This window comes from Streptomyces sp. NPDC007907, assembly GCF_042959365.1.
Classification (GTDB): Bacteria; Actinomycetota; Actinomycetes; order Streptomycetales; family Streptomycetaceae; genus Streptomyces; species Streptomyces indiaensis.
Genome location: NZ_JBIBKR010000007.1, coordinates 135611 through 161783 on the forward strand (window position 1 = coordinate 135611; position 26173 = coordinate 161783).

Annotated in this window: 22 protein-coding genes; 12 read left to right on the top strand and 10 right to left on the bottom strand. The window is 71.0% G+C overall.

The genetic code is table 11. The features are described 5' to 3' along the window. Position 1: 1 nt before the first annotated feature. Together sufB and ACFZDI_RS27920 are read right to left on the bottom strand one after the other, a co-directional pair. The gene (sufB, locus tag ACFZDI_RS27915; RefSeq protein WP_234850421.1) at positions 2 to 1423 is read right to left on the bottom strand and encodes a Fe-S cluster assembly protein SufB; all 1422 of its coding nucleotides are present in this window, start codon (positions 1421 to 1423) and stop codon (positions 2 to 4) included. Next, positions 1420 to 2142: a metalloregulator ArsR/SmtB family transcription factor gene (locus ACFZDI_RS27920; protein ID WP_234850420.1), complete on the bottom strand. Its 723-nt coding sequence runs from the start codon at positions 2140 to 2142 to the stop codon at positions 1420 to 1422. Before ACFZDI_RS27920 ends, sufB begins: the two co-directional genes overlap by 4 nt. Positions 2143 to 2302: 160 nt before the next feature. Here ACFZDI_RS27920 and ACFZDI_RS27925 point away from each other — a divergent pair, with 160 nt between their 5' ends. The 4 genes from ACFZDI_RS27925 to ACFZDI_RS27940 all read left to right on the top strand — a co-directional run bounded on the left by ACFZDI_RS27925 (position 2303) and on the right by ACFZDI_RS27940 (position 5997). Continuing rightward, a complete protein-coding gene (locus ACFZDI_RS27925; protein ID WP_391254063.1) occupies positions 2303 to 3115 on the top strand; it encodes an AAC(3) family N-acetyltransferase in 813 nt (270 codons plus the stop codon). 31 nt (positions 3116 to 3146) lie between these two features. Beyond that, on the top strand, positions 3147 to 4070 hold the full coding sequence (locus ACFZDI_RS27930; protein ID WP_234850418.1) for an ABC transporter ATP-binding protein: 924 nt from the start codon (positions 3147 to 3149) through the stop codon (positions 4068 to 4070). A gap of 88 nt (positions 4071 to 4158) precedes the next feature. After that, positions 4159 to 4935: an ABC transporter permease gene (locus ACFZDI_RS27935; RefSeq protein WP_391254065.1), complete on the top strand. Its 777-nt coding sequence runs from the start codon at positions 4159 to 4161 to the stop codon at positions 4933 to 4935. A gap of 54 nt (positions 4936 to 4989) precedes the next feature. Beyond that, positions 4990 to 5997, top strand: a complete 1008-nt coding sequence (locus tag ACFZDI_RS27940; protein WP_391254067.1) for a COX15/CtaA family protein — start codon at positions 4990 to 4992, stop codon at positions 5995 to 5997. On the opposite strand, the gene ACFZDI_RS27945 is transcribed toward ACFZDI_RS27940, so the two are convergent. The 3 genes from ACFZDI_RS27945 to ACFZDI_RS27955 all read right to left on the bottom strand — a co-directional run bounded on the left by ACFZDI_RS27945 (position 5994) and on the right by ACFZDI_RS27955 (position 8613). Further along, positions 5994 to 7106 (bottom strand): amidohydrolase family protein, encoded by a 1113-nt coding sequence (locus tag ACFZDI_RS27945; protein ID WP_234850415.1) that lies wholly within the window; start codon positions 7104 to 7106, stop codon positions 5994 to 5996. The genes ACFZDI_RS27940 and ACFZDI_RS27945 overlap by 4 nt on opposite strands. A 154-nt stretch (positions 7107 to 7260) precedes the next feature. Then, positions 7261 to 7593 (bottom strand): hypothetical protein, encoded by a 333-nt coding sequence (locus ACFZDI_RS27950; protein ID WP_391254069.1) that lies wholly within the window; start codon positions 7591 to 7593, stop codon positions 7261 to 7263. Positions 7594 to 7659: 66 nt separating this feature from the next. Next, positions 7660 to 8613, bottom strand: coding sequence for a heme o synthase (locus ACFZDI_RS27955; protein ID WP_234847367.1), 954 nt, complete (start codon positions 8611 to 8613; stop codon positions 7660 to 7662). 347 nt (positions 8614 to 8960) lie between these two features. Between ACFZDI_RS27955 and tkt the strand changes: the two genes are divergently transcribed. The 5 genes from tkt to pgl are packed head-to-tail and all read left to right on the top strand — an operon-like array spanning position 8961 to position 15605. Continuing rightward, complete coding sequence (tkt, locus tag ACFZDI_RS27960; RefSeq protein WP_391254071.1) at positions 8961 to 11048, top strand: transketolase; 2088 nt, start codon at positions 8961 to 8963, stop codon at positions 11046 to 11048. 34 nt (positions 11049 to 11082) lie between these two features. Then, on the top strand, positions 11083 to 12201 hold the full coding sequence (tal, locus tag ACFZDI_RS27965; RefSeq protein WP_391254072.1) for a transaldolase: 1119 nt from the start codon (positions 11083 to 11085) through the stop codon (positions 12199 to 12201). Between the two features lie 4 nt (positions 12202 to 12205). Beyond that, positions 12206 to 13729 carry a glucose-6-phosphate dehydrogenase gene (gene zwf, locus ACFZDI_RS27970; RefSeq protein WP_234847364.1) on the top strand — a complete coding sequence of 508 codons (1524 nt, stop codon included), beginning with the start codon at positions 12206 to 12208 and terminating at the stop codon, positions 13727 to 13729. Continuing rightward, positions 13726 to 14823 carry a glucose-6-phosphate dehydrogenase assembly protein OpcA gene (opcA, locus tag ACFZDI_RS27975; RefSeq protein ID WP_391254074.1) on the top strand — a complete coding sequence of 366 codons (1098 nt, stop codon included), beginning with the start codon at positions 13726 to 13728 and terminating at the stop codon, positions 14821 to 14823. Before zwf ends, opcA begins: the two co-directional genes overlap by 4 nt. Next, positions 14820 to 15605, top strand: a complete 786-nt coding sequence (gene pgl / locus ACFZDI_RS27980; protein WP_308287414.1) for a 6-phosphogluconolactonase — start codon at positions 14820 to 14822, stop codon at positions 15603 to 15605. The genes opcA and pgl overlap by 4 nt, the downstream gene beginning before the upstream one ends. A 167-nt stretch (positions 15606 to 15772) precedes the next feature. Here pgl and ACFZDI_RS27985 read toward each other — a convergent pair whose 3' ends face one another. The 5 genes from ACFZDI_RS27985 to ACFZDI_RS28005 form a co-directional block, all read right to left on the bottom strand. Further along, positions 15773 to 16612, bottom strand: a complete 840-nt coding sequence (locus tag ACFZDI_RS27985) for an ABC transporter permease subunit (protein ID WP_391254076.1) — start codon at positions 16610 to 16612, stop codon at positions 15773 to 15775. Continuing rightward, positions 16609 to 17967, bottom strand: coding sequence for an ABC transporter permease subunit (locus ACFZDI_RS27990; protein WP_234847361.1), 1359 nt, complete (start codon positions 17965 to 17967; stop codon positions 16609 to 16611). The genes ACFZDI_RS27985 and ACFZDI_RS27990 overlap by 4 nt, the downstream gene beginning before the upstream one ends. 6 nt (positions 17968 to 17973) lie before the next feature. After that, positions 17974 to 19299 carry an ABC transporter substrate-binding protein gene (locus ACFZDI_RS27995; protein ID WP_234847360.1) on the bottom strand — a complete coding sequence of 442 codons (1326 nt, stop codon included), beginning with the start codon at positions 19297 to 19299 and terminating at the stop codon, positions 17974 to 17976. A gap of 52 nt (positions 19300 to 19351) precedes the next feature. Next, the gene (locus tag ACFZDI_RS28000; RefSeq protein WP_234847359.1) at positions 19352 to 21010 is read right to left on the bottom strand and encodes a glycoside hydrolase family 13 protein; all 1659 of its coding nucleotides are present in this window, start codon (positions 21008 to 21010) and stop codon (positions 19352 to 19354) included. Between the two features lie 164 nt (positions 21011 to 21174). After that, positions 21175 to 22446, bottom strand: a complete 1272-nt coding sequence (locus tag ACFZDI_RS28005; RefSeq protein ID WP_391254079.1) for an extracellular solute-binding protein — start codon at positions 22444 to 22446, stop codon at positions 21175 to 21177. Positions 22447 to 22568: 122 nt separating this feature from the next. Here ACFZDI_RS28005 and ACFZDI_RS28010 point away from each other — a divergent pair, with 122 nt between their 5' ends. From ACFZDI_RS28010 to ACFZDI_RS28020, 3 genes are read left to right on the top strand one after another with little or no spacing between them, the layout of a single operon-like run. Beyond that, positions 22569 to 23084 (top strand): helix-turn-helix transcriptional regulator, encoded by a 516-nt coding sequence (locus ACFZDI_RS28010; protein WP_391254081.1) that lies wholly within the window; start codon positions 22569 to 22571, stop codon positions 23082 to 23084. Then, positions 23081 to 23839, top strand: a complete 759-nt coding sequence (locus ACFZDI_RS28015; RefSeq protein ID WP_391254082.1) for an ATP-binding cassette domain-containing protein — start codon at positions 23081 to 23083, stop codon at positions 23837 to 23839. Before ACFZDI_RS28010 ends, ACFZDI_RS28015 begins: the two co-directional genes overlap by 4 nt. A 39-nt stretch (positions 23840 to 23878) precedes the next feature. Continuing rightward, positions 23879 to 26161: an FtsX-like permease family protein gene (locus ACFZDI_RS28020; RefSeq protein WP_391254084.1), complete on the top strand. Its 2283-nt coding sequence runs from the start codon at positions 23879 to 23881 to the stop codon at positions 26159 to 26161. Positions 26162 to 26173: the final 12 nt, after the last annotated feature.

Below are 26173 nucleotides of genomic sequence, written 5' to 3' on the forward strand. Positions count from 1 at the left end.
GTCAGCCGACCGCGCCTTCCATCTGCAGCTCGATCAGCCGGTTGAGCTCCAGCGCGTACTCCATCGGGAGCTCCTTGGCGATGGGCTCGACGAAGCCGCGCACGATCATCGCCATGGCCTCGTCCTCGCTCAGGCCGCGGCTCATCAGGTAGAAGAGCTGGTCCTCGGAGACCTTGGAGACGGTCGCCTCGTGTCCCATGGACACGTCGTCCTCGCGGACGTCCACATAGGGGTAGGTGTCCGAGCGGGAGATGGTGTCCACGAGCAGCGCGTCGCAGAGCACGTTCGACTTGGAGCCCGGGGCGCCCTCGCCGATCTCGATCAGACCGCGGTAGGAGGTGCGGCCGCCGCCGCGCGCCACGGACTTCGAGACGATGTTGGACGACGTGTTCGGCGCCATGTGGACCATCTTCGCGCCGGCGTCCTGGTGCTGGCCCTCGCCCGCGAAGGCGATGGACAGGGTCTCGCCCTTGGCGTGCTCGCCCATCAGGTAGACGGCCGGGTACTTCATCGTCACCTTGGAGCCGATGTTGCCGTCGATCCACTCCATGGTCGCGCCCTCGTAGGCGACGGCGCGCTTGGTGACCAGGTTGTAGACGTTGTTCGACCAGTTCTGGATGGTCGTGTAGCGGCAGCGGGCGTTCTTCTTGACGATGATCTCGACGACCGCGGAGTGCAGCGAGTCCGACTTGTAGATCGGGGCGGTGCAGCCCTCGACGTAGTGCACGTAGGCACCCTCGTCGACGATGATCAGGGTCCGCTCGAACTGGCCCATGTTCTCCGTGTTGATGCGGAAGTAGGCCTGGAGCGGGATCTCCACGTGCACGCCCTTCGGCACGTAGATGAAGGAGCCGCCCGACCACACGGCGGTGTTCAGGGCCGCGAACTTGTTGTCACCGGCGGGGATGACGGTCCCGAAGTACTCCTTGAAGAGCTCCGGGTGCTCCTTCAGCGCGGTGTCGGTGTCGAGGAAGATGACGCCCTGCTCCTCCAGGTCCTCGCGGATCTGGTGGTAGACGACCTCGGACTCGTACTGCGCGGCGACACCGGCGACGAGGCGCTGCTTCTCCGCCTCGGGGATGCCGAGCTTGTCGTACGTGTTCTTGATGTCCTCGGGCAGGTCCTCCCAGGACTCCGCCTGCTTCTCCGTGGAGCGCACGAAGTACTTGATGTTGTCGAAGTCGATGCCGGAGAGGTCGGAGCCCCAGTTCGGCATGGGCTTCTTCTCGAACAGGCGCAGGCCCTTGAGACGGAGCTTGGTCATCCACTCCGGCTCGCTCTTCTTGTCGGAGATGTCCCGGACGACGTCCTCGTTGATGCCGCGCTTGGCGGAGGCGCCGGCCGTGTCGGAGTCGGCCCAGCCGTACTCGTACTTGCCCAGGCCCTCCAGCTCGGGGTGGGCAGTCTCCGTGGGGAGAGTCATGCGGGGTTCCTCCCGGCCGTGCTTGCAGATGCGTTGTGGGAAATCTTGGGGATGAACGTCGTGCAGACGCCGTCGCCGTGCGCGATGGTGGCGAGCCGCTGTACGTGCGTACCGAGCAGCTCGGCGAAAAATTCCGTCTCCGCCTCGCACAGTTGCGGAAACTGCTCGGCGACGTGGGCGACCGGGCAGTGGTGCTGGCAGAGCTGCTCACCCTGCTGCGGGTGGGGCGCGCTGCGCGCCGTAGCAGCGTACCCGTCGGCACTCAGGGCCTTGGCCAGCGCTTCGGTCCGCTTCTCGGGCGTGGCGCCCTCGACCGCACGGCGGTAGGCGCCGGCCTGTGCGGCGATCCTGGCGCGGGCGAACGCGGCGATCGCCTCGCTGCCGCCCTCGCGGTCGGCGATCCAGCGCAGGGCGTCGGCGGCGAGCGTGTCGTACGACTGGTCGAAGGCGTCCCGGCCGCAGTCCGTCAGGGCGAACACCTTGGCCGGCCGGCCGCGGGTGCGCGCCCCGTACACGCGGCGCTCGCGCGCCTCCACGACACCGTCGCCCGTGAGGGCGTCGAGGTGCCGGCGTACGGCCGCCTGGGTGAGGCCCAGCCGCTCGGCGAGCTCGGCGACGGTCGAGGGGCCGTGGTCCAGGATGGACCGGGCGACACGGTTGCGGGTGGACCGCTCCCCGGTCGCCAGCTCCTCGTGGGGTGCCTCGCCGACGTTTTTCACAACGCCATTGTTGCGTAATTCATCCGGACCGGGCAAGCCGCGCCCGCGGCAGCGACGGTGCCCTACGTCACTTAGGTAAACCTAATCTGACCTGCGGAAACGATCTCTGATCGATCAAACGGGTGGCAGGCGGCAGCCGTATCGGGGACACTCCACAACCATGCCCACACCCCCTCCGACCGGCCCTCTTGTCACCCGCGAGACGCTTCGGACGCAGCTCGAAGAGCTGGGCGTGCGCCCCGGTGAGACCCTCCTCGTGCACTCCTCGCTCAGCGCCCTCGGCTGGGTCAACGGCGGCGCCGTCGCGGTCGTGCAGGGGCTGCTCGACGCGCTCGGCCCGGAGGGCACGCTCGTGGTCCCCACCCAGACCGGCGACCTGTCCGACCCCGCCCTGTGGAGCAACCCGCCCGTACCCCCGGAGTGGTGGGCGGCCATCCGCGCCACCATGCATGCCTACGACCCGCGGATCACGCCCAGCCGCGGGGTCGGCGTCGTCCCGGAGACCGTGCGCACCTGGCCCGGCGCGCTGCGCAGCGCGCATCCGCAGACCTCCTTCGCGGCGCTCGGATCCCGGGCGGCGGAGGTCCTCGACGGACACGCGCCCGACTGCCGGCTCGGTGAGCGCAGCCCGCTGGCGAAGCTGGAGGCGATGGGCGCCCGGGTGCTGCTGCTCGGCGCCGGCTACGCCTCCTGCACGAGCTTCCACCTCGCCGAGTACCGGATCCCGTCCCCGCGCGTCGCCGTCGGCCGGCCGGGGCCGGACGGCTGGGAGACGGTGACCGAGGTGTCGATCAGCTCGGACCGTTTCGACGAGCTGGGCTACGACTTCGAACGGGACCGCCCCGTCGTCCGCGGAAAGGCCGGCGCGGCCGAGGTGCGGCTGTTCCCGGTGGCGGACGCGGTGGCCTACGCCGAGCGGTGGCTGGCGGTCCACCGGCCCCGCGATGAGGAATTCCCGCACCCGCCGGTCTGAGCCCCGACCGGCCTACCTAGACTCTGGAACCATGCGAAGTGAGCCCGTGATCCAGGTCCAGGCCCTGGTGAAGCGGTACGGCACGAAGACCGCGGTGGACGGGCTCGACCTGGTGGCCCGGACGGGCGTGACCGCCGTGCTCGGCCCCAACGGGGCGGGCAAGACGACCACGGTCGAGACCTGCGAGGGGTACCGGAAGCCGGACTCCGGCACGGTGCGCGTCCTGGGCCTCGACCCGGTGGGACAGTCCGCGGACCTGCGGCCCCGCATCGGCGTGATGCTCCAGTCCGGCGGCGTCTACTCGGGCTCCCGGGCCGACGAGATGCTCCGCCACGTGGCGAAACTGCACGCGCACCCCCTGGACGTGGACGCGCTGATCGAGCGCCTGGGCCTCGGCTCCTGCGGCCGTACGACGTACCGGCGGCTGTCCGGCGGGCAGCAGCAGCGGCTGGCGCTGGCCATGGCCGTGGTCGGGCGGCCGGAACTGGTCTTCCTCGACGAGCCGACCGCCGGACTCGACCCGCAGGCCCGCCGCGCCACCTGGGACCTCGTGCGGGACCTGCGCGCCGACGGCGTCTCCGTCGTCCTCACCACCCACTACATGGACGAGGCCGAGCAGCTCGCGGACGACGTGGCGATCATCGACGCGGGCCGGGTCATCGCCCAGGGCTCCCCCGAGGAGCTGTGCCGGGGCGGCGCCGAGAACACGCTGCGCTTCACCGGCCGGCCGGGCCTCGACGTGGGCTCCCTGCTGAAGGCCCTGCCCGCCGACTGCTCGGCCGCCGAGCTGACGCCCGGCTCCTACCGGGTCGTCGGCAAGGTCGACCCCCAGCTGCTCGCGACGGTGACCTCCTGGTGCGCCCAGCACGGCGTGATGCCGGAGAAGATCTCCGTCGAGCGGCACACCCTGGAGGACGTCTTCCTGGAGCTCACCGGTAAGGAGCTGCGTTCATGATTCCGCAGCACATCGAGGCCGGCCGGGGGTCCGGGGGTCGTCCCCCGGCAAAGCACAGCCTGGAGCTCACCGGCAAGGAGTTGCGTTCATGACAGCCACCGGCACCGGGACGTACACGCCGAAGCCCGGCGCGGCGCCCCTCCCCCGCATGATCGCGGCCCAGGCCGCGCTCGAGACGAAGATGCTGCTGCGCAACGGCGAGCAGCTGCTGCTGACCGTCGTCATCCCGACCCTGCTCCTGGTGCTGTTCAGCACCGTGGACATCGTCGACACCGGCGCCGGCGAGGCGGTCGATTTCCTGACGCCCGGCATCCTCGCGCTCGCGGTGATGTCGACCGCGTTCACCGGCCAGGCCATCGCCACCGGCTTCGAACGCCGCTACGGCGTGCTGAAGCGGCTCGCCTCCTCGCCCCTGCCGCGCTGGGGCCTGATGACGGCGAAGACGGTGTCGGTCCTGGTCACCGAGATGCTCCAGGTGATCCTGCTCACGGTGATCGCCTTCGCCCTCGGCTGGTCGCCGCAGGGCAACCCGGTCGCCGTCCTGCTGCTCCTGGTCCTCGGCACGGCCGCCTTCTCGGGCCTGGGTCTGCTGATGGCCGGGACGCTGAAGGCCGAGGCGACGCTGGCCGCGGCCAACCTGGTGTTCCTGCTGCTCCTCGTGGGCGGCGGGGTCATCGTGCCGCTGGACAAGTTCCCCCCGGGCGCGCAGGACGTGCTGGGCCTGCTGCCGATCTCGGCGCTGTCCGACGGGCTGCGGGACGTGCTCCAGCACGGCGCCGGGATGCCCTGGGGCGACCTGGCGATCCTGGCCGTGTGGGCGGTCGTGGGCCTGGCGGCGGCCGGGAAGTTCTTCCGCTGGGAGTAGGGACGGTGCCCTGTGACGGACCCTCGTGAACGGATGCACAAGCAGCGGCCTACGATGGTTCGCGTGCCACACGTGACCCGCGCCGACGCCCAGGCCGTCCTGCGCAACCCGCTCGCCTTCATCGCCGAGCGCTGGACCCCGGAACCCCGGACGGTCCGGCGCGCGGCCCTGACCGCACTGCTGATGTCGGTGATCATCGTCGTCACCGGCGGCGCCGTACGGCTCACCGGCTCGGGCCTGGGCTGCCCGACCTGGCCCAAGTGCACCGACGACTCGCTCACCGCCACCAGCGCGATGGGCTTCCACGGTGCGATCGAGTTCGGCAACCGCATGCTGACGTACGTGCTGTGCGCCGCCGTCGGCTGGGCGATCATCGCCGCGCGCTCGCAGAAGCCGTACCGGCGGGGCCTCGTCCGGCTGGGCTGGGCGCAGTTCTGGATCGTGATGAGCAACGCGATCCTCGGCGGCATCGTGGTGCTGGTGGGTCTCAACCCGTACACGGTCGCGGCCCACTTCGTGGCGACGTCCGCGCTCATCGCGGTCGCCACGGTGATGTGGCAGCGCACCCGTGAGGGCGACGCGGCGCCGCGCCCGCTGGTCGGCAAGGCCGTGCAGCAGCTGGTGTGGTTCCTGGTCGCGGCAGCCGTCCTGCTCATCCTGGTCGGCACGGTCGTCACCGGCGCCGGCCCGCACGCGGGCGACTCCAGCGAGGTCGAGCGGATGCCGGTCGACTGGGAGACGGTCAGCAAGCTGCACGCCGTGCTGGCGTGGATCGTGGTGACGCTGACCTTCGCCCTGTGGTTCGTCCTCAAGGCGGTCGACGCGCCGCGGAACCCGCTGAACCGCACCCGCGAGCTGTTCCTGATCCTCCTCGCGCAGGGCGTCATCGGGTACGTCCAGTACTTCACGGACCTGCCCGAGATCCTGGTCGGTGCGCACATGCTGGGCTCGGCCGTGATGTGGATCTGGGTGCTGCGGGTGGTGCTGTCGCTGCGCGAGCGCCCCGGGGCTGCCGTGGACCTGCCCGGACCCCCCGCCGCGGCCACCCTCACCAAGGCCTAAGGCCTGTCGAGCCCGTACACCCGGCGCGCGTTGCCCGACGCCAGCATCCCGGCGACCCGCTGCGCGTCGGCCAGTGACCAGGCGCCCTCGGCGACCCAGGTGCCCAGCACCCGCCCCAGGGCCTCACGGAACAGGCGGGCGCCCACCACGTGCAGTTCGGGCAGCCCCCGGGCGCCGGTGGAGAAGAGGATCTTGCCGAAGGGGGCCAGTTCCAGGATCTCCGCGAGGACCGTCGCGGCCCGGGCGCCCGTGCGGACCAGGGCGGCGCCGCAGTCCACGTGGACGTGCGGGAAGACGCCGGCGAGATGGGCGGCCTGCCGGTGGTACGGATAGCCGTGCAGCAGGACCAGGTCCGTGCGGAGGCCGGCGGTGGCCCGTACGAAGTCCGTCAGCAGTATCGGGTCCGTACGGTCGTTCCTCAGCCCCGGTGCGCCCAGCCCCGCGTGCAGCTGGAGCGGCAGCCCCGAGGCGACCGCGCTCCACAGCAGGTGCCGCAGCAGCACCGGGTCGCTCAGCTCGGCGCCGACACCGCGCCCGGCGAACCAGCGGTCGGCCGCGCCGCGCACCTCCCCCGGCCCGGGCGGCTCCGGAGCCAGCGCGAGGCCGTGCCGTACGCCGGCGACCGAGGTGAAGGCAACGGCGTGGGCGGCGGCCGCGTGCACCGACTCGGCGAGGTTCGCGAGGAAGGACTCCACGGTCCCGGAGGTGTCGGCGACCTGCTCGGCGAGGAGTTCCAGGCGCACGATCTCGCGGGCCTCGGCGGCTCCCGTACCGGCCATCTCGCCGGGCTGCGTCAGGTCGCCGGGGAGGCCGGTGTCGACCAGGTACGTCGTGATGCCGCTGCCGCGCAGGAGGCGGCGGCCAGACTCCAGGACGCCCAGTTCACGGCGTCGGGCCAGGTAGCGGGCGGGTGCGCAGTGGGGTTCGAGGCCGAGCAGGGGCGGGCACCAGCGCCGCACGGCGAAGCCGGTCTGGGTGTCGAAGAGGGTGGTGCCGGGGGCGGGCGGGCCCTCGGTGTGGCTGAGGTGGGCCTCGAAGGTGCCGAGGCCCAGCTCCGTGCGCAGCACTCCGTGGCAGTACTGGTCCACCAAGGACGGCGTTTCGATCATCCGGGCCTCCCGGTGTGGACCCTGCTGTTCCAAGGGTCCTAACGGGTGAACCGGGGTCGAGGTCGCGGTCCCAGGGGTGGGGGTCCGGGACACGGGGCGGCTGCGGGCCGGTTGTGGCTGGTCGCGCAGTTCTCCGCGCCGCTGGGCCGGCTGCTCAATTGTTCTTGGGGCCGCCTACCTGGATGCCCGCCATCCGCGACCACTCGTAGCGGCCGGTCTTGACCTTCGCCGCGAAGTCGCCGTCGAAGGACTCGTGGCGGGTAATGCCCGACGTGTTCACCGCCTGCTCGGCGATCTCGTAGGAAGGGGCGACCAGGTCGCCCCAGTTGCCGTCCTCGCCGACCAGGACGATGCGGGCGCCGCGCTCGCCGATGTAGGCGACCTGGCCCTCGGCACCGCCGTGGGCCTTGGAGAAGGAGGAGATCTGCTTGGCCAGCCGGGCCACCTTGCGCTCGGCCTTCGGGTCAACCTGCTGCGTGTCTGCCATGACCAGGATGCTACTCACCGGTAGATCGACTGGCGAGGGCAGGGTTCTGTGACGTACGCCCGGGTGTCAGCGCAGGAAGGGGTCGACCGCGACCGCCACGAACAGCAGCGACACGTAGGTGATCGACCAGTGGAACAGGCGCATCTCCTTCAGCTTCGCGCCCGTCACCTCCGCCTTCGCGCGGTTCTGCAGGCCGTGCGCCTCCCAGAGCCAGAAGCCGCCCGCCAGCAGCGCCACCGAGGTGTAGAACCAGCCGGTGTAGCCGAGGGGGGTGAGCAGGAGCGAGACGCCGACCATGACCCAGCTGTAGATCACGATCTGTTTGGCGACCACCTTGTTGGAGGCGACCACCGGCAGCATGGGCACGCCCACGCGCGCGTAGTCCTCCTTGACCTTCATGGACAGCGGCCAGTAGTGCGGCGGCGTCCAGAAGAACATGACCATGAAGAGGATGACCGGCGCCCACGACATCGAGTTCGTGACCGAGGACCAGCCGATCAGCACCGGCAGGCAGCCGGCGATGCCGCCCCACACGATGTTCTGCGAGGTACGCCGCTTGAGGATCATCGTGTAGACGACGACGTAGAAGAGGAGCGCGCCGAGGGCGAGCCACGCGCTCAGCCAGTTGACGGTGAGGCCGAACAGCAGCGTCGAGGCGACGGCCAGCGTGATGCCGAAGGCCAGGCACTCACGCGGGCTGACCATGCCGGTGACCAGCGGACGCTGCGAGGTGCGGTCCATCAGCGCGTCGATGTCGCGGTCGATGTACATGTTGAGCGCGTTGGCGCCGCCCGCGGACATGTAGCCGCCGAGACACGTCAGCAGCACCAGCGTCAGGTCGGGCACGCCCTGCTGCGCCAGGAACATCACCGGCACCGTCGTGATCAGCAGCAGCTCGATGATCCGCGGCTTGGTGAGAGCCACGAAGGCCATCACACGGGCCCCGAACGGCCGGTGGGCCGGGCTCTGGTCCGTCCCGAGCAGACCCGCTGGACGGGATTCAACGGCCGTCACGCACACCCCTACAGAGACATCCCAGCGAGCCTCACCGCTGTGAAGTCCCGGTAAAGGCTCGCGCGTACCACGCCACTTTAGACGTTGCCCAGACTCGGACATTCGCGGGGGTCGGCTCGTGTTGGCGAACGCCTTCGGAAGGGCGCCTCGAAGCTCGATTGAGCACCCGGATGAGCGGCTCCGTATTCACCTGTCGAATGCGGTACGCCCCAGTCAGGAGGCGGATCGGGATCAGCCCCGGCACTCTGGAGTGACTCGAAAAAACGCACGTCCCGCGGGGGTAGGCTCGACTGCGGCCGGTGGGCGCCCCGATACACCGGCATCCGACATGTGGAGAGGAGCCCTGACCCAGGGTGAGCACCAAGCCGACCACCACAGACCTCGAGTGGACCGAGTTGGACCAGCGGTCCGTCGACACCGCGCGTGTCCTGGCCGCCGATGCCGTACAGAAGGTCGGTAACGGCCATCCGGGTACGGCGATGAGCCTGGCGCCTGCCGCCTACACCCTCTTCCAGAAGGTGATGCGCCACGACCCGGCCGACGCCGACTGGGTCGGACGGGACCGCTTCGTGCTGTCCGCCGGCCACTCGTCCCTGACCCTCTACACCCAGCTGTACCTGGCCGGCTTCGGCCTGGAGCTGGACGACCTGAAGTCCTTCCGCACGTGGGGCTCCAAGACCCCCGGTCACCCCGAGTACGGGCACACGACCGGTGTGGAGACCACGACCGGCCCGCTCGGCCAGGGTGTCGCCAACGCGGTCGGCATGGCGATGGCCGCCCGCTACGAGCGCGGCCTGTTCGACCCGGAGGCCCCCGAGGGCGAGTCGCCGTTCGACCACTTCATCTACTGCATCGCCGGTGACGGCTGCCTCCAGGAGGGCATCTCCGCCGAGGCCTCGTCCCTCGCGGGCCACCAGAAGCTCGGCAATCTGATCCTGCTGTGGGACGACAACCACATCTCGATCGAGGGCGACACCGAGACGGCCGTCTCCGAGGACACCGTCAAGCGGTACGAGGCCTACGGCTGGCACGTGCAGCGGGTGGAGCCGAAGGCCGACGGCGACCTGGACCCGGTCGCGATCTTCGAGGCGATCCAGAAGGCCAAGGCCGTCACGGACCGGCCGTCGTTCATCGCGATGCGCTCGATCATCGCCTGGCCGGCGCCGAACGCGCAGAACACCGAGGCCGCGCACGGCTCGGCGCTCGGCGACGACGAGGTCGCGGCGACCAAGCGGGTCCTGGGCTTCGACCCGGAGCAGACCTTCGAGGTCTCCGACGAGGTCATCACGCACACCCGCAGGGCCCTGGAGCGGGGCCAGGCGGCCCGCGCGGTGTGGGAGAAGGCGTACCAGCAGTGGCGGGACAACAACCCCGAGCGCGCCGCCGAGTACGACCGGATCGCCAAGGGTGAGCTGCCCCAGGGCTGGGAGGAGAAGATCCCGGTCTTCGAGGTCGGCAAGGGTGTCGCCACGCGCGCCGCGTCCGGCAAGATCCTCCAGGCGCTCGGCGGGGTCATCCCCGAGCTGTGGGGCGGTTCGGCCGACCTGGCCGGCTCCAACAACACCACGATCGACAAGACCAGCTCCTTCCTCCCGGCGGACAACCCGCTGCCGGAGGCGGACCCGTACGGCCGCACGATCCACTTCGGTATCCGCGAGCACGCGATGGCCGCCGAGATGAACGGCATCGCGCTGCACGGCAACACCCGGATCTACGGCGGCACCTTCCTGGTGTTCTCCGACTACATGCGCAACGCGGTGCGGCTGTCGGCGCTGATGCACCTGCCGGTGACGTACGTGTGGACGCACGACTCCATCGGCCTCGGTGAGGACGGCCCGACGCACCAGCCCGTCGAACACCTCGCGTCGCTGCGCGCGATCCCCGGCCTGAACCTCGTGCGTCCGGCCGACGCCAACGAGACCGCGATCGCCTGGCGCGAGATCCTCAAGCGCTGGACGAAGGAGTTCGGCAAGGGCCAGCCGCACGGTCTGGCGCTGACGCGTCAGGGTGTGCCGACGTACGAGCCCAACGAGGACGCCGCGCGCGGCGGTTACGTCCTGTTCGAGGCCGAGGGCGGCGAGCCCGAGGTCATCCTGATCGCCACCGGCTCGGAGGTGCACGTCGCCGTCGAGGCGCGCGAGCAGCTCCAGGGCGCCGGCGTGCCCACGCGCGTCGTGTCCATGCCGTCGGTGGAGTGGTTCGAGCAGCAGGACCAGGGGTACCGGGACAGCGTCCTGCCGCCGTCCGTCCGGGCCCGTGTCGCGGTGGAGGCCGGTATCGGTCTCACGTGGCACAAGTACGTGGGGGACGCCGGCCGCATCGTTTCCCTGGAGCACTTCGGTGCTTCGGCCGACGGCAAGGTCCTTTTCCGCGAGTTCGGTTTCACTCCCGAGAACGTGGCCGCCGCCGCGCGGGAATCGATCGCCGCAGCTCAGCGCTGACGCTCATATACGACACGTAGGAGATGGAATTTCCATGACAGACGCACTCAAGCGCCTCTCCGAGGAAGGCGTGGCGATCTGGCTGGACGACCTGTCGCGCAAGCGGATCACGTCCGGCAACCTCGCCGAGCTGATCGACCAGCAGCACGTCGTGGGCGTCACCACCAACCCCTCGATCTTCCAGAAGGCGATCTCGCAGGGCGACGGCTACGACACGCAGCTGACCGACCTCGCCGCCCGCAAGGTCACCGTCGAAGAGGCCATCCGCATGATCACGACGGCGGACGTCCGCGACGCCGCCGACATCCTGCGCCCGGTCTTCGACGCCACCGGCGGCAAGGACGGCCGGGTCTCGATCGAGGTCGACCCGCGCCTGGCGCACAACACGCGGGCGACGGTCGCCGAGGCCAAGCAGCTCGCCTGGCTGGTGGACCGGCCCAACACGCTCATCAAGATCCCGGCCACCGAGGCGGGCCTCCCGGCCATCGCCGAGACCATCGGCCTGGGCATCAGCGTCAACGTCACGCTGATCTTCTCCCTGGAGCGCTACCGCCTGGTCATGGACGCGTTCCTGACCGGCCTGGAGAAGGCCAAGGAGCGCGGCCTGGACCTGTCGCAGATCCACTCCGTGGCATCGTTCTTCGTGTCCCGCGTGGACACCGAGATCGACAAGCGGCTCGACGCGCTGGGCACCGACGAGGCCAAGGCCGCGCGCGGCAAGGCCGGCGTCGCCAACGCCCGGCTGGCCTACCAGGCGTACGAGGAGGTCTTCTCCTCGGACCGCTGGAGCGCCCTGGAGAAGGCCGGCGCCAACAAGCAGCGTCCGCTGTGGGCGTCCACCGGCGTCAAGGACAAGGCGTACAAGCCCACCCTGTACGTCGACGAACTGGTGGCGCCCAACACGGTGAACACCATGCCGGAGGCGACCCTGTTCGCCACGGAGGAGCAGGGCGAGATCCGCGGCAACACCATCGCCGGCACGTACGAGCAGGCCCGCGCCGAACTCGACGCGGTCGAGAAGCTCGGGATCAAGTACGACGACGTGGTCCGGCTGCTGGAGGAGGAAGGCGTCCAGAAGTTCGAGGACTCCTGGAACGACCTGCTGAAGTCGACCGAGGCCGAACTTCAGCGCCTCGCCCCCTCGGAGGGCTGAACAGGTGTCGAGCAGCAACCCGCTGCGTGACCCCGCGGACCGACGGCTCCCGCGTATCGCGGGGCCGTCGGGCCTGGTCATCTTCGGCGTCACGGGCGACCTGTCCCGCAAGAAGCTCATGCCCGCCGTGTACGACCTCGCCAACCGGGGTCTGCTGCCGCCGGGCTTCTCCCTGGTGGGCTTCGCCCGCCGTGAGTGGGCGCACGAGGACTTCGCGCAGGAGGTCCACGACGCGGTCAAGGAGCACGCCCGCACGCCCTTCCGCGAGGAGGTCTGGCAGCAGCTCATCCAGGGCATGCGCTTCGTGCAGGGCACGTTCGACGACGACGACGCGTTCGAGCGGCTGCGCTCCACGATCGAGGAGCTCGACAAGGCACAGGGCACGGGCGGCAACTTCGCCTTCTACCTCTCGGTGCCGCCGAAGTCCTTCCCGGTGGTCATCCAGCAGCTGAAGAAGCATCAGCTGGCCGACCAGACGGGCGGCTCGTGGCGGCGCGCGGTCATCGAGAAGCCGTTCGGGCACGACCTGAAGTCGGCCGAGGAGCTCAACAAGGTCGTCCACGAGGTCTTCGCCCCGGACCAGGTCTTCCGCATCGACCACTACCTGGGCAAGGAGACCGTCCAGAACATCCTGGCGCTGCGTTTCGCCAACACGATGTTCGAGCCGATCTGGAACCGGTCCCTCGTGGACCATGTGCAGATCACCATGGCCGAGGACATCGGCATCGGCGGCCGGGCCGGGTACTACGACGGCATCGGCGCCGCCCGTGACGTCATCCAGAACCACCTACTCCAGCTCCTGGCGCTCACCGCCATGGAGGAGCCCTCCTCCTTCGACGCGGACGCGCTGGCCGCCGAGAAGACCAAGGTGCTCGGCGCGGTGAAGCTGCCCAAGGACCTGGGCCGGGACACCGTGCGCGCCCAGTACACGGCCGGGTGGCAGGGCGGTACGAAGGTGCGCGGCTACCTGGAGGAGGACGGCATCAACGCGTCCTCGAAGACCGACACCTACGCCGCGATCAAGCTGGAGATCGACAACCGCCGCTGGGCGGGCGTCCCCTTCTACCTGCGCACCGGCAAGCGTCTGGGCCGCCGCGTGACGGAGATCGCCGTCGTCTTCCAGCGGGCCCCGCACTCCCCCTTCGACTCGACGGCCACCGAGGAGCTCGGCTCCAACGCGATCGTCATCCGCGTCCAGCCGGACGAGGGCGTCACGGTCCGCTTCGGCTCGAAGGTGCCGGGCACGTCGATGGAGATCCGGGACGTGTCGATGGACTTCGCCTACGGCGAGTCCTTCACCGAGTCCAGCCCGGAGGCGTACGAGCGTCTGATCCTGGACGTTCTGCTCGGTGACTCGAACCTCTTCCCGCGTACCGAGGAGGTCGAGCTGTCCTGGAAGATCCTCGACCCGATCGAGGAGTACTGGGACAAGAACGGCAAGCCCGCCCAGTACCCGGCCGGTACCTGGGGGCCCGTCGAGGCGGACGAAATGCTCGAGCGACACGGACGGAGCTGGCGCCGGCCATGAAGACAGACCTGACGGACACCACGGCCAGCAAGGTCAACAAGGCGCTGGTGCAGGGCCGCCGGGCGATCGGCACACCGGCGGTCGGCATGGTGCTCACGCTGGTCATCGTGACGGACGAGGAGAACGCCTACGACGCGCTGAAGGCCGCGAGCGACGCCGCGCACGAGCATCCCTCACGCACGCTCGTCGTCATCAAGCGTGTCTCCCGCTCCCCCCGCGACCGTACGCAGTCCCGTCTGGACGCCGAGGTGCGGGTCGGCGCGGACGCGGGCACCGGCGAGACGGTCGTGCTCCGGCTGTACGGCGAGGTCGCGGACCACGCCCAGTCGGTGGTGCTGCCGCTGCTGCTGCCGGACGCCCCCGTGGTGGTGTGGTGGCCGGTGAACGCGCCGCTCGACCCGGCGAACGACCCTCTGGGTGCCCTCGCGCAGCGGCGTGTCACCGACACGTACGCCTCCGAGCAGCCGGTCCGGGACCTGGCCACCCGGTCGGGGACCTACACCCCCGGCGACACGGACCTGTCATGGACCCGCATCACGCCCTGGCGTTCCATGCTGGCGGCGGCACTCGACCAGGTGGCCTGCGAGGTGCGGGCCGTCGAGGTGGAGGGCGAGGAGTTCAACCCGAGCTGTGAGCTGCTGGCGATGTGGCTCGCGGACCGGCTGGACGTCCCCGTGAAGCGCTCGCTGTCCAGCGGCCCGGGTCTGACGGCGGTCCGCATGGACACCAACTGCGGCCCCATCAAGCTGGACCGGGCCGACGGTTCGCTGGCGACGCTGTCCATCGAGGGCCAGCCGGACCGGGCCGTGGCGCTCAAGCGCAGGGAGACCGCCGAGCTGATGGCGGAGGAGCTGCGGCGTCTCGACCCGGACGACACGTACGCGTCGGCGCTGCGGTACGGGGTGGACCGGCTGAAGTCCGCGTCGTCCGTGCCGTCGGTGCCGTCGGTGCCCAAAAGTGAGGGGCGAGCAGGACTCGCCCTGCCCGCTCCCGCTGAAGCGGCTGCGAAAGCACCCGCTGCGGAAGCGACGGCGCAGGCACCGGTGAGGCAGGAACCGCCGAGGCTGGAGCCCGTACGGAAGGCGACGAAGTGAGTACGGCACCGCAGCTGGTCGTCCACCGCGACAAGGAGCTGATGGCGCAGGCGGCGGCGGCCCGGCTGATCACCAGGATCGTGGACGCGCAGGCCTCCCGGGGCTCGGCGTCCGTGGTCCTGACGGGCGGCCGCAACGGCAACGGCCTGCTGGCGGCGCTGGCCGCGGCTCCCGCCCGGGACGCGATCGACTGGGGCCGGCTCGACCTCTGGTGGGGTGACGAGCGGTTCCTGCCCGAGGGCGACCCGGAGCGCAACGTCACCCAGGCGAGGGAGGCCCTCCTCGACTCGGTGCCGCTCGATCCGAAGCGGGTGCACGCGATGCCCGCGTCGGACGGGCCGCACGGCACCGACGTGGACGCGGCGGCGGCCGCGTACGCGGAGGAACTGGCGCAGGCGGCGGGGCCGGAGAACCACGGGCCGGTGCCCGCGTTCGACGTGCTGATGCTGGGCGTCGGGCCGGACACGCACGTGGCGTCGCTCTTCCCGGAGTTGCCGGCGGTGCGGGAGACGGAGCGGACGGTCGTGGGCGTCCACGGCGCGCCGAAGCCGCCACCGACCCGGGTGACGCTGACACTGCCGGCGATCCGTGCGGCGCGGGAGGTGTGGCTGCTGGCGGCCGGGGAGGACAAGGCGAAGGCTGCGGCGATCGCGTTGTCCGGGGCGGGAGAGATCCAGGCCCCGGCGGCCGGCGCGTACGGCAGGAGCCGGACCCTGTGGCTCCTGGACGGCACGGCGGCCTCCCAACTGCCGCGGTCCTTGTACCCGCCGGCTTCGGCCTAGCCAACCAGGGGGCTCCGCCCCTGGACCCCAGGACCTTCGCCCACCCACCACCCGAAACTGCCCGTGCAAGGGGCAACTGGCGGGTCCAGCCTCCTGGCTGACCGCTTCGGGTGATGGGTGGGCGAAGGAAATGAGGGTCCAGGGGGCGGAGCCCCCTGGTTCAGGCGCTACTTGACCGAGCCGGCCATCACGCCCTGTACGAAGTGCCTCTGGAACGCGAAGAACACGACGACAGGGACGACCAGGGACACGAACGCCCCGGGGGCCAGGACGTCGATGTTGCTGCCGAACTGTCGGATCTGCGACTGGAGTTCCACGGTCAGCGGCTGCGACGTGCTGTCCGCGAACAGCAACGCCACCAGCATGTCGTTCCACACCCACAGGAACTGGAAGATGGCCAGGGAGGCGATCGCCGGCCGCCCCACGGGCAGGACCAGCCGTGTGAAGATACGCCACTCGCTGCCCCCGTCCATGCGCGCCGCCTCCAGCATCTCCTTCGGCATCTCGGCGAAGTAGTTGCGGAGCAGGAACACCGCGAAGGGAAGGCCGTAGGCCACGTGGAAGAGGACGACGCCGGGGATCGTGCCGAACAGGCCCAGCTGGCCGAAGAGTTTGGCGACCGGCAGCAGACCGATCTGCACCGGCACCACCAGCAGCGCGACCACGACCAGGAAGATCGCCTCCCGCCCGGGGAAGTCCAGCCACGCGAAGGCGTACCCGGCGAGGGCCGCGATCACCACGACCAGCGCCGTGGCCGGCACCGATATCAGCACCGTGTTCCAGAACGCCTGCGTGATCCCGGCGTTGCCCAGCAGTTCCGAGTAGTTGTCGAAGGACAGCTGGCCGGGGCTGGAGAACACCGTCCACCAGCCGCCCTTGGCCGTGTCCTCGGCGGACCGCAGCGAGGACAGGAACAGCCCCGCCAGCGGTGTCATCCACACCAGGCCGATCAGGACGAGGAAGGCCTGGACGGCCCCGTTGCCCAGTCCGCGCCGGACCGCGTTCATCGCTGACTCCTTCGGAAACGGCGGACGTTGAACACCATCGCCGGGACGACCAGCAGCAGGAGCAGCACACCGAGCGCGCTGCCGAGCCCCTGGTTGTTGCCGCCGCCGAACGACACCAGCCACATCTGCGTCGCGAGCACGGTCGCGTCCTCCTGCACGGGGCCGGGCGCGATGATGTAGACGAGGTCGAAGACCTTCATCACGTTGATGACGAGGGTGATGAACACGACCGAGAGCACCGGGGCCAGTAGCGGCACCGTGATGCGCCGGAAGATCTGCCACTCGTTCGCGCCGTCCATCCGCGCCGCCTCCAGGGCGTCCCGGGGCAGCGTCGACAGACCGGCCCCGATCAGCACCATGGCGAAGCCGGTCCAGATCCACAGGTACGCGCCGATGATCGCCGGGGTGACCAGTGCCGGCCCGAGCCAGGAGACCCCGTCGTAGGCCTGGGCGAAGTTGGACGACGGCAGCCGCACCTCGTAGGAGCCGGGTTCGAGTTTCCCGAAGCGGAAGGAGCCGTCGGCGGCCGTGGTCGTCGAGGCGACCTGCTCGCCGTCACGGACCGCCTCGACCGTCATCTCCGGCAGCCCGCTCTCCCGCCGGTCGACCTTGCCCTGCTCCCCTCCCCCGCCGGGCGTGAAGTCCAGGTAGACCACGCCGCGCAGTTCGTCGGCGGCGGCTTTCCGTCCGGCCGCCGCGTAGGCCGGCTCGGCGCCGCCCGGCAGGTCGTCGGGCTGCACGCCGACCAGGCCCAGGGCCAGCGCGTCACCGGGCGACACGCTGGTGCTCGTGCGGTACGAGCCGTCCTTCTCCTTCGTCAGCCCCTGGGCGTCACGCGCCCGGGCCGTCGGGTAGGAGGACTCCCCCTCGAAGGCGTCGTGGACGGAGACGACGGCGGCGTTGAGCACGCCCTTGTCCGGGTCCTCGTCGTAGGCGAGCCGGAAGATGATGCCGGCGGCGAGGAAGGAGACCGCCATCGGCATGAAGAGGAGCAGCTTGAAGGCGGTCGCCCAGCGGACCTTCTCCACCAGCACGGCGAGGATCAGTCCGAGGCCGGTGAGCAGGGCCGGGGCGACGACGACCCAGATGGCCGTGTTGCGCACGGCCTTGAGGGTCGCCGGGTCGCGGAACATCTCGGCGTAGTTGTCACCGCCGACGAAGGTCGTCCCGGAGGCGTCGAAGAAGCTGCGGCCGATGCTGAACAGCACGGGGTAGACGACGAGCGCGCCGAGCAGCAGCAGTGCGGGCAGCACGAACAGCAGGGCGATGATCTTCCCGCGCCGGCGCAGTCGCCGGGTGCGGTCGGCGACCGGGCCGGGTGGGGAACTCGTCTCTTTCACGAGGGTCGCTGTCATGGCGTATCAGTCCTGGTACGCCTTGGCCGCCGCGGCCTCCAGCTTCGCCGCGGTGCCCTTCGGGTCGGAGGGGTCGCGCAGGAAGTCCTGCAGCAGCTTCCACTCGCCGGTGCCCTTGGTGCCGCCGAACGCGGCCGGGGCCTGGTCGGACATGTCGAAGCGGACCGAGTCCCCGGCCTCGACGAGGGACTTGGCGGTGGCGCGGGTGACGTCGTCGCCGTAGGAGGCGAGGTCGAGCTTCTTGTTCGGGGAGAGGAAGCCGCCGGCCTCGGCCCACACCGCGGAGGCCTCGGGGGTGGCGAGGTACTCCAGGAGGGCCTGGGCGGCCTTCTGGTTCTTGCCGTCCTTGAGGACGACGGCGGCGTCGCCGCCGCTGACGACGGGGGCCTCGCCGCCGCCGACCGCGGGGAACGGGAAGAAGTTGGCGTCCTCGCCGACCTTCTTGCCGAACTGGTCCTTGGCGACACCGGCGACGAAGTCGCCCTCGTAGACCATGCCGGCCTCGGGCTCCGGGCCGAACACCTTCTCGACCGAGCCGGGGAAGTCGGTGTTCAGGGCGCCCTTCTGGCCGCCGGCGATGAGCTGCTTGTCCTTGAAGAGCTTGCCGAGGGTGGTGAGGGCGTCGACGACGGAGGCGTCGGTCCACTTCAGCTTGTGCGCGGCGAGGGCGTCGTACTTCTCGGGTCCGGCCTGGGAGAGGTAGACGTTCTCGAACCAGTCGGTGAGGGTCCAGCCGTCCTGTCCTGCGACGGAGAACGCGGCGAGCCCGGAGTCGGACACGGTCTGCCCGGCCTTGAGCAGCTCGTCGTAGCTCTTCGGGGGCTTCACGCCGGCCTGTTCGAGGGCCTCGGGGCTGTACCAGACGGTCGACTTGTGTGCGGCCTTGAAGTAGAGGCCGTAGAGGGTGCCGTCGACGCTGCCGTACTTCTTCCAGACGGGGGCGTAGCCCGCGTCGACGGCCTGCTCGGTCTTCTGCGACAGCGGCTTGAGCCAGCCCTTCTGCGCGAACTGCTTGAGCACGCCGACCTGCGGGACCATCACGACGTCGGGGGCGTTGCCGCCTTCGATCTTGCTGCCGACGACGGTGGAGACGTTGTCGCCGGTGGAGACGAACTGCGTCTTGGCGCCGGTCTTCTCGGTGAAGGCGTCGAGCACCTTCTGGAAGTTCTTCTGCTCGGTGCCGGACCAGACGCCGGCGACGGTGATCGACTGGCCGTCGAGCGCCTTGTCGCCGCCGCCGGCCGAGACGGGGCCGCCGCCGCAGGCGGTCGCGCCGAGCGCCAGGACGAGAGCGGTGCAGCCGGTGAGCAGGGTGGTACGTCGTCGCATCATCGTTGATGTCCCTTCGGGGAGTTGACTTGCGAAGCGTTCGCTTGCGGGGCGTTCAGGAACGGATCCACCAGGCGGCCGTCGAGCCGGAGAGGACTCCGGGCGGGCAGGAGCCGCTGGCGAGCAGGGGGGTGCCGGAGACCGGCGCGGGGGTGGGGGCGGTGCCGAAGTTGACGGCGCAGACCAGGTCGTCGCCGCGTTCGAAGGCCAGCACGCCGGGGGGCGCGTCCAGCCAGCGCAGCGTGCCCTCGCCCAGCTGGGGCAGGGCGGCGCGCAGCTGGAGGCCGTCGCGGTACAGGTGCCAGAAGGAGCGGGTGTCGGCGAGGGCGCGGTCGGTGGCGTACTCGGCGAAGTACTCCGGCTGCGGCAGCCACGGCTTGGCGCTCTCCACGCCGGGGGTGAAGCCGAACGGCGAGGCCTGGCCCGACCAGGGCAGGGGCACGCGGCAGCCGTCGCGGATGCGGGCGCGGCTGCCGGTGCGATGGAAGATCGGGTCGGTGAGCACGTCGTCGGGCAGGTCCACGACCTCCGGCAGGCCGAGCTCCTCGCCCTGGTAGATGTAGGCGGCGCCGGGCAGGGCCAGCATCAGGAGCGCGGCGGCGCGGGCGCGGGCGGCGCCGAGGCCGCTGCCCTCGGTGGCGGGTTCGCCGTAGCGGGTGACGGTGCGGACCTGGTCGTGGTTGTTGAGGACCCAGGTGACGGTCGAGCCGGTGCCGGCGATGTCCTGCATGGCCTCCGAGATCACCTTCTGGAAGGCGTCGGCGTCCCAGGAGGCGCTGAGCAGGTCGAAGAAGAAGGCCTGGTGCAGTTCGTCGGGGCGGACGTACCGGGCGTGCTCGCGGGCGGTCGGCACGGAGACCTCGCCGACGAGCAGGCGGTCGAGGCCGTCGCGCTCGGTGTACTCCTCGCATATGGAGCGCCAGCGGCGCCACACGTCGTGCACCTCAGGCTGGTTCCAGGCGAGCGGGTTGACCGAGTCGCGGGTGCGGGCGTCGGCCTCCGGGTCGTCGGAGTCGGGCAGCTCGGGGTGCTTGTAGAGGCCGGCGGCGACGTCGATGCGGAAGCCGTCGACACCCCGGTCCAGCCAGAAGCGCAGCACCCGGTCGAACTCGGCGGCGACCTCCGGCTCGCGCCAGTTCCAGTCGGGCTGCTCGGGGGTGAACATGTGCAGGTACCACTGGCCGGGCCGCCCGTCCGCCTCGGTCACCCGGCTCCACGCCGGGCCGCCGAACATGGCGTGCCAGTTGTTGGGCGGCTCGGAGCCGTCCGGGCCGCGGCCGTCGGCGAAGTGGAAGCGGGCCCGGGCGGGGCTGCCGGCGGGGGCGGCGAGCGCCTCGCGGAACCAGGGGTGCTCGCTGGAGCAGTGGTTCGGGACGATGTCGAGGAGCACCTTGATGCCGAGCCGCCGCGCGGCGCCGACCAGCTGGTCGAACTCGTCGAGGTCACCGAAGAGCGGGTCGACGTCGCAGTAGTCGGCCACGTCGTAGCCGTGGTCGTGCTGCGGCGAGGGATAGAAGGGGCTCAGCCAGATCCCGTCGACGCCGAGCTTCTTCAGGTACGGCAGTCCGGCCCGGACCCCGGCGAGGTCGCCGATGCCGTCGCCGGTGCTGTCGAGGAAGCTGCGGACGTACACCTGATAGATCACTGCGTCACGCCACCAGTGGTGCCTGTTCAACCCATCGACCTGTCTCTGAGGAGGGCAGCGGTTATGCATGCATGTTAAGTAGGCGTGACGAGAGGGTGTCAATGAAAAGGCAGAAGGTATCCAGCGGTTGGCGTGCCGAAATAGGGACATACTCGGGCGATACTCAGCGAGATGAGACGCCCGCGTTACCTAACAAGTAAGTAGGGGAGGGCGCCGAGAGGGCGCGGAAAGTGCTAGCCGCGCGAGATGACGGCGAGCTCGCGCGCCAGCCGCCGGACCGCCGCTGCGGGCGTCTGGCGCCCCGCCATCGCGTCGTTCACGACGGCCTGCACCACCAGGCTGACCTGGTCGTAGCGCGGGCTCTTGGGGCGCGGCGCGGCCGCGAGGACGCTCGTGCGCAGCGTCGGCAGGTAGGGGAACCTGCGGATGAGCGCGGGATCCCGGTAGAGGTCCGCGCGCACGGGCGGCAGCGCACCGCGGGTGAGGACCTGCCGCTGCACGCGCTCACCGGTGAGGTACGCGATCAGGCGGGCCGCCGAGTCAGGGTGCCGCGCGTGCGCGCTGACGGCCAGGTTGGACCCGCCGAGGACACTGGTCCCCGGCCCACCGGGCCCGGGCAGGGGCACGGCGCCGACCTTCCCGGCGACCTTCGAGCCGGGGGCCGAGGCGCCGACGTAGGCGTACGGCCAGTTCCGCAGGAAGAGCAGCCGGCCGTCCTGGAAGGCCTGCTTGGACTCCTCCTCCTTGTACGTCAGCGCTTCCCTCGGGATCCAGCCCTCGCGCACTCCGCGCGCCAGGAACCCGATGCCCTCGCGGGCCGCCGCCGAGTCGACGGTGACGCGCTCGCCCTCGTCGCCCAGGATCGAGCCGCCCGCCGAGTAGACGGCCTCGGCCGCGTTCACGGTGAGGCCTTCGTAGGGCAGGAACTGTCCGGCGTAGCCGCCGAGGCCGTGCTTCGGGGCGATGGTCCTGGCGTACCGCTCCAGCTCCGCCCAGGTGCGCGGCGGATCGACGCCCTCCGCGGCGAGGACGTCCTTGCGGTACAGGAGCAGACCGGCGTTCGTGACGTACGGGACCGCGTAGAGCTGCCCGTCGTAGGTCGCCGTGTCCACGACCGGCTGGAGGAACGTCTTCAGGGGGAAGCGGTCCCGGGGCAGCGGTCTGATCCAGCCCGCCGCGGCGAACTCCGAGGTCCAGTTGACGTCGATGTTGAGCACGTCGAACCGGCTGCGATCACCGTCGCGCAGGTCGGTGATCATCTGGGCCTCGGTCTCGTCGGCCGAGTCCGGCAGCTCGACCAGGGTCACCTTCTCGCCGGGATGGGTACGATTCCAGCCCTCCAGCAGGGGGCCGAGGTAGCCGGTGAGATCGCCGGCGGTGGCCAGGGTGAGCGGCCCGCGGGACCCCGCGGAGGGCTCGCCCGCCTGCGCTCCGGCGGCGACGTAACCGGTCAGGACCACGACCAGAACGAGGAGGCCCCTACCCGCGGCTTGGATCCACCGCATAGGTTCCTCCCTGTACACCGGCGCTGGGCACCTTTGCCCGGAATCAGAGGCCATGTATACCTGTTAGGTATGGGCGATACTAGGGCCTGGAGCACATTGGACCGGACAGGAGGACTGCACGCGTGCGCCTGCCCCTCCTGGCCCTCCTCGCCCGCGGACCCGCCCACGGCTACGAGCTCAAGCAGGACCTTGAGCAACTGCTGGGCTCCGCGTACCCTCAGCCGAACGTCGGCCAGATCTATGTGACCCTCGGCCGCCTCGAGAAGTCGGGACTGATCGAGGGCGAGGACGTGACGCAGTCCAGCCGGCCCAACAAAAAGGTCTACCACCTCACCGACGCCGGGCGGGAGGCGCTGCGCGCCTGGTTCGAGGAGCCCGAGGACGAGCCGCGGGTGCGGGACGAGTTCTTCATGAAACTGGCGCTCGCCCCGCAGACCGGTCTCGCCGAGCAGATCACCCTGATCAACCAGCAGCGCCGCCAGTACCTGAACACCATGCGGCAGCTGTCGAAGCTGGCCGCCGCCGAAGACCGCGACAACCGCGTCGCCCATCTGCTGATCGAGGGCGCGATGCTGCACCTGCAGGCCGACCTCGACTGGCTGGAACGGTGCCAGGAAGAGCTGGAGGAGCTGGAGTGAGCGACGAGCGTCCCGCTCCTGTGCTGCGCGCCGAGGGACTGACCAAGACCCACCACGGCGAGGGCGCCCCGGCCCACGCCGTGCGCGGGGTCGACCTGTGCGTACGGCAGGGCGAGTTCGTGGCGATCACCGGCCCGTCCGGCGCGGGCAAGTCGACGCTGCTGCATCTGCTCGGCGGACTCCAGCGCCCGGACGAGGGCCACATCTGGCTCGACGGCGAGTCCACCGACACCTACAGCGAGGCGCGCTGGGCGGTGGAGCGCAGGAAGCGGATCGGGATCGTCTTCCAGTTCTTCAACCTCGTCTCGAACCTGTCCGTCGCCGACAACGTGGAACTGCCCGCCCTGCTCGCCGGCACCCCGCCCAAGCAGGCGCGCACCGAGCGTGAGGCGCTGCTGGCCGAGCTGGGCCTGACGGGCAAGGAGCGCAGCATGCCGGGCGAGCTGTCCGGCGGTGAGCAGCAGCGCGTCGCCCTGGCCCGGGCGCTGGTCAACCACCCGCCGCTGCTGCTGGCCGACGAGCCCGCGGGCAGCCTCGACAGCAAGGGCACCCGCGAGGTGATGCGGCTGCTGTCCCGCTTCCACCAGCGCGGCCAGACGATCGTGCTGGTCACCCATGACGCCCGGCTGGCGAGCGCCGCGGACCGGGTGATCAGCTTCTTCGACGGCCGGATCGCCGACGACGCGGCACTCGACGGCGGCACCACCCCGCCGCGCCGCGCCGGCATATCCGGTGTGCTGGAGCTGAAGGACTGACATGCGCGGGTACGACGATCCGCGGAGGGGCTGACCCGTATGCGAGCCACCCTGCGCTGGGCGCACTCCGATCTGCGCACGCACCGCGGCGAGGCACTGTTCCTCGTCCTCGCCACCGCGGGCATCGTCGCCTCCCTGCTGCTGGCCACCGCCCTGTTCGGCTACGCGACCAACCCCTGGCAGCGCGTCTTCACCCAGTCGCACGGCGCGCATGTGTGGCTGCACACCGACACGGAGGCCGACCCGGGGAAGCTGGCCCGGCTGGACGGCGTGGAGTCCGTCGTCGGCCCCTACGCCAGTGCCGCCACCACCGTCTCCTCGCGTGGCAGCCGCGCCGCGGTCGAACTGCGCGGCATGCCGCAGAAGCAGTCCGCCGGCCGCCCGCCGGTGGTCTCCGGGCACTGGCTCACCCCGTCGACTCCCGACGGCGTGGTGCTGGAGAGCCGCCTCGCCCGTGCCCTGCTGGCCCAGCCGGGCGACACCCTCGACGTGCCCGGCACCGCCCGCGAGCTGACCGTCGTGGGCCTCGCCGACAGTGCCGAGCCGCGCTACCGGCCCGGTGAGCAGCCGGGCCTGGTGTGGGCGCTTCCGTCGGCCGTGCCGGACCCGGGCGGCCAGGTGATCGGGCTGCGGCTGACCGACCCGGGCGACACGTCCTACATCGTCCAGCGTGCCGTGACCGTGCTGGGCCCGGGCGCGATCGGCGAGGTGTCCACCTGGCAGCAGGCGCAGGCCGAGGCGCAGGGCGACAACCGGCTGCTCGGCCAGGTGCTGGGCCTGTTCGGGCTGGGCGCCCTGGTCGCGGCCGGATTCGCCGTGCACGGGGCGATCGGCACCCGCATCCGAGGACACCTGCGCGACCTGTCCGTTTTGAAGGCCATCGGCTTCACCCCCGGTCAGGTGGTCCGCGTCTTCCTGCTCCAGCACCTCGCCTACGCCCTGCTGGGCGCCCTGGCCGCGGCCGGTCTCGCCGAGGCCCTGGGCAGCCGGATCCCGGGGCGGCTCGGGGACGCGGTCGGCGTGTGGCAGGGGCTGCCCGGCCACACCGTGGCGCTGCTCGTGGTGCCCGTGGGGGCGGTGCTGTTCATCGGCGCCACCACCGGGCTGGCCGCGTGGCGGGCCGGGCGGGTGCCGCCCGTGCCGGTGCCGCGACCGGCCGCGACCTCGGGGGGACGGCTGTCCGGCGTGGCCCGCCGGGCCCTCGGCGTGCGGATCCCGCCCGCGCTGGTGCTGGGTTGGCACAAGGCGTTCACGCGCCACCCCCGGTCCCTGGCCACCGTCGCCCGGCTCACGCTGCCGCTGCTGCTGATCGTCGTGGCGATGAGTGCCTGGACCACCCTCGACCGCTTCCACAGCGAGCCCGAGCGGATCGGCCTGCCGGCCGCGCTCAGTGTCCGCGCCGACTCCGGCCTGGGCGAACAGCGGGTCCGCTCCCTGCTGGAGAAGGACCCGGAGGTGGCCGCGGCCTACCCGGGCGTCGAGACGGCCGCCCTGGGTCCCAGCCAGACCGCGACGATCGCCCTGCGCGGTATCGGCACCCGGGAGGACCCCTACCCGCACACCCTTGCCGAGGGCCGCCCCGCCCGCGGCGTCGACGAGGCGGTGGCCGGGCAGGGGCTGCTCGACCTGCTGGACGTGCGGGTCGGCTCCTGGGTGCGGATGACCGTCGGCGACCGGCCGCAGATCCTGCACATCGTGGGCCGCAGCATCGAGCCGGAGAACGCCGGGCGGGTCATCTCCACCTCCCTCGACACCCTTCGCGAGAACGATCCGGGGCTCCGCCCGACGCTCTACGAGCTCCGCCTGGACCCCGGCGCGGACCCGCGGGAGGTCGCCGACCGGCTCGCCGCCGCGGGGCGCGGCCATCTGGACGTGCACGCGGTGACCAACCCGGCCGACGGGCTCTCCCCCTTGCGCGCGGTGGTCGCCGGGCTGATCGCCGTCCTCGCCCTCATCGGGCTCATCGAACTGCTGACCGCGATCGGCGGCACGGTCCGCGAGAGCGAGCGGGACCTGCTGGCCCTGAAGGCCATCGGGCTGTCCCCCCGGCAGATCACGGCGATCACCGTCACGGCCACCGGCCTCACGGCTCTGGCGGCCGTCCTCGCCGCCCTCGCCCTGGGTCTGCCCCTCGCCCGGTGGCTGATCGACGTCCAGGGCCGCTCCAGCGGCATCGGAGCGGGGATCGCCCAGGGGCCCTCCGCGGTCCTGATGGTGCTGCTGGGCACGGCGGCGGTCCTCTGCGCCGCGGCACTGGCCGCGCTCCCGGCGGCCCGGGCCGCCCGACGGCGCCTCGCGGACACGCTGAGCGCCGTGGCCTGACGCCGGTCCGCC

Bases quoted from the DNA above. Each gene is read 5' to 3' on its own strand.
- opcA (WP_391254074.1), top strand. From the start codon at position 13,726: ATGAAGACAGACCTGACGGACACCACGGCCAGCAAGGTCAACAAGGCG.
- ACFZDI_RS27940 (WP_391254067.1), top strand. From the start codon at position 4,990: ATGGTTCGCGTGCCACACGTGACCCGCGCCGACGCCCAGGCCGTCCTG.
- tal (WP_391254072.1), top strand. From the start codon at position 11,083: ATGACAGACGCACTCAAGCGCCTCTCCGAGGAAGGCGTGGCGATCTGG.
- ACFZDI_RS27985 (WP_391254076.1), bottom strand. From the start codon at position 16,612: ATGAACGCGGTCCGGCGCGGACTGGGCAACGGGGCCGTCCAGGCCTTC.
- ACFZDI_RS27930 (WP_234850418.1), top strand. From the start codon at position 3,147: ATGCGAAGTGAGCCCGTGATCCAGGTCCAGGCCCTGGTGAAGCGGTAC.
- ACFZDI_RS27990 (WP_234847361.1), bottom strand. From the start codon at position 17,967: ATGACAGCGACCCTCGTGAAAGAGACGAGTTCCCCACCCGGCCCGGTC.
- ACFZDI_RS27935 (WP_391254065.1), top strand. From the start codon at position 4,159: ATGACAGCCACCGGCACCGGGACGTACACGCCGAAGCCCGGCGCGGCG.
- ACFZDI_RS27945 (WP_234850415.1), bottom strand. From the start codon at position 7,106: ATGATCGAAACGCCGTCCTTGGTGGACCAGTACTGCCACGGAGTGCTG.
- ACFZDI_RS27925 (WP_391254063.1), top strand. From the start codon at position 2,303: ATGCCCACACCCCCTCCGACCGGCCCTCTTGTCACCCGCGAGACGCTT.
- ACFZDI_RS28020 (WP_391254084.1), top strand. From the start codon at position 23,879: ATGCGAGCCACCCTGCGCTGGGCGCACTCCGATCTGCGCACGCACCGC.
- ACFZDI_RS28000 (WP_234847359.1), bottom strand. From the start codon at position 21,010: ATGCATAACCGCTGCCCTCCTCAGAGACAGGTCGATGGGTTGAACAGG.
- ACFZDI_RS28005 (WP_391254079.1), bottom strand. From the start codon at position 22,446: ATGCGGTGGATCCAAGCCGCGGGTAGGGGCCTCCTCGTTCTGGTCGTG.
- ACFZDI_RS27950 (WP_391254069.1), bottom strand. From the start codon at position 7,593: ATGGCAGACACGCAGCAGGTTGACCCGAAGGCCGAGCGCAAGGTGGCC.
- ACFZDI_RS27995 (WP_234847360.1), bottom strand. From the start codon at position 19,299: ATGATGCGACGACGTACCACCCTGCTCACCGGCTGCACCGCTCTCGTC.
- sufB (WP_234850421.1), bottom strand. From the start codon at position 1,423: ATGACTCTCCCCACGGAGACTGCCCACCCCGAGCTGGAGGGCCTGGGC.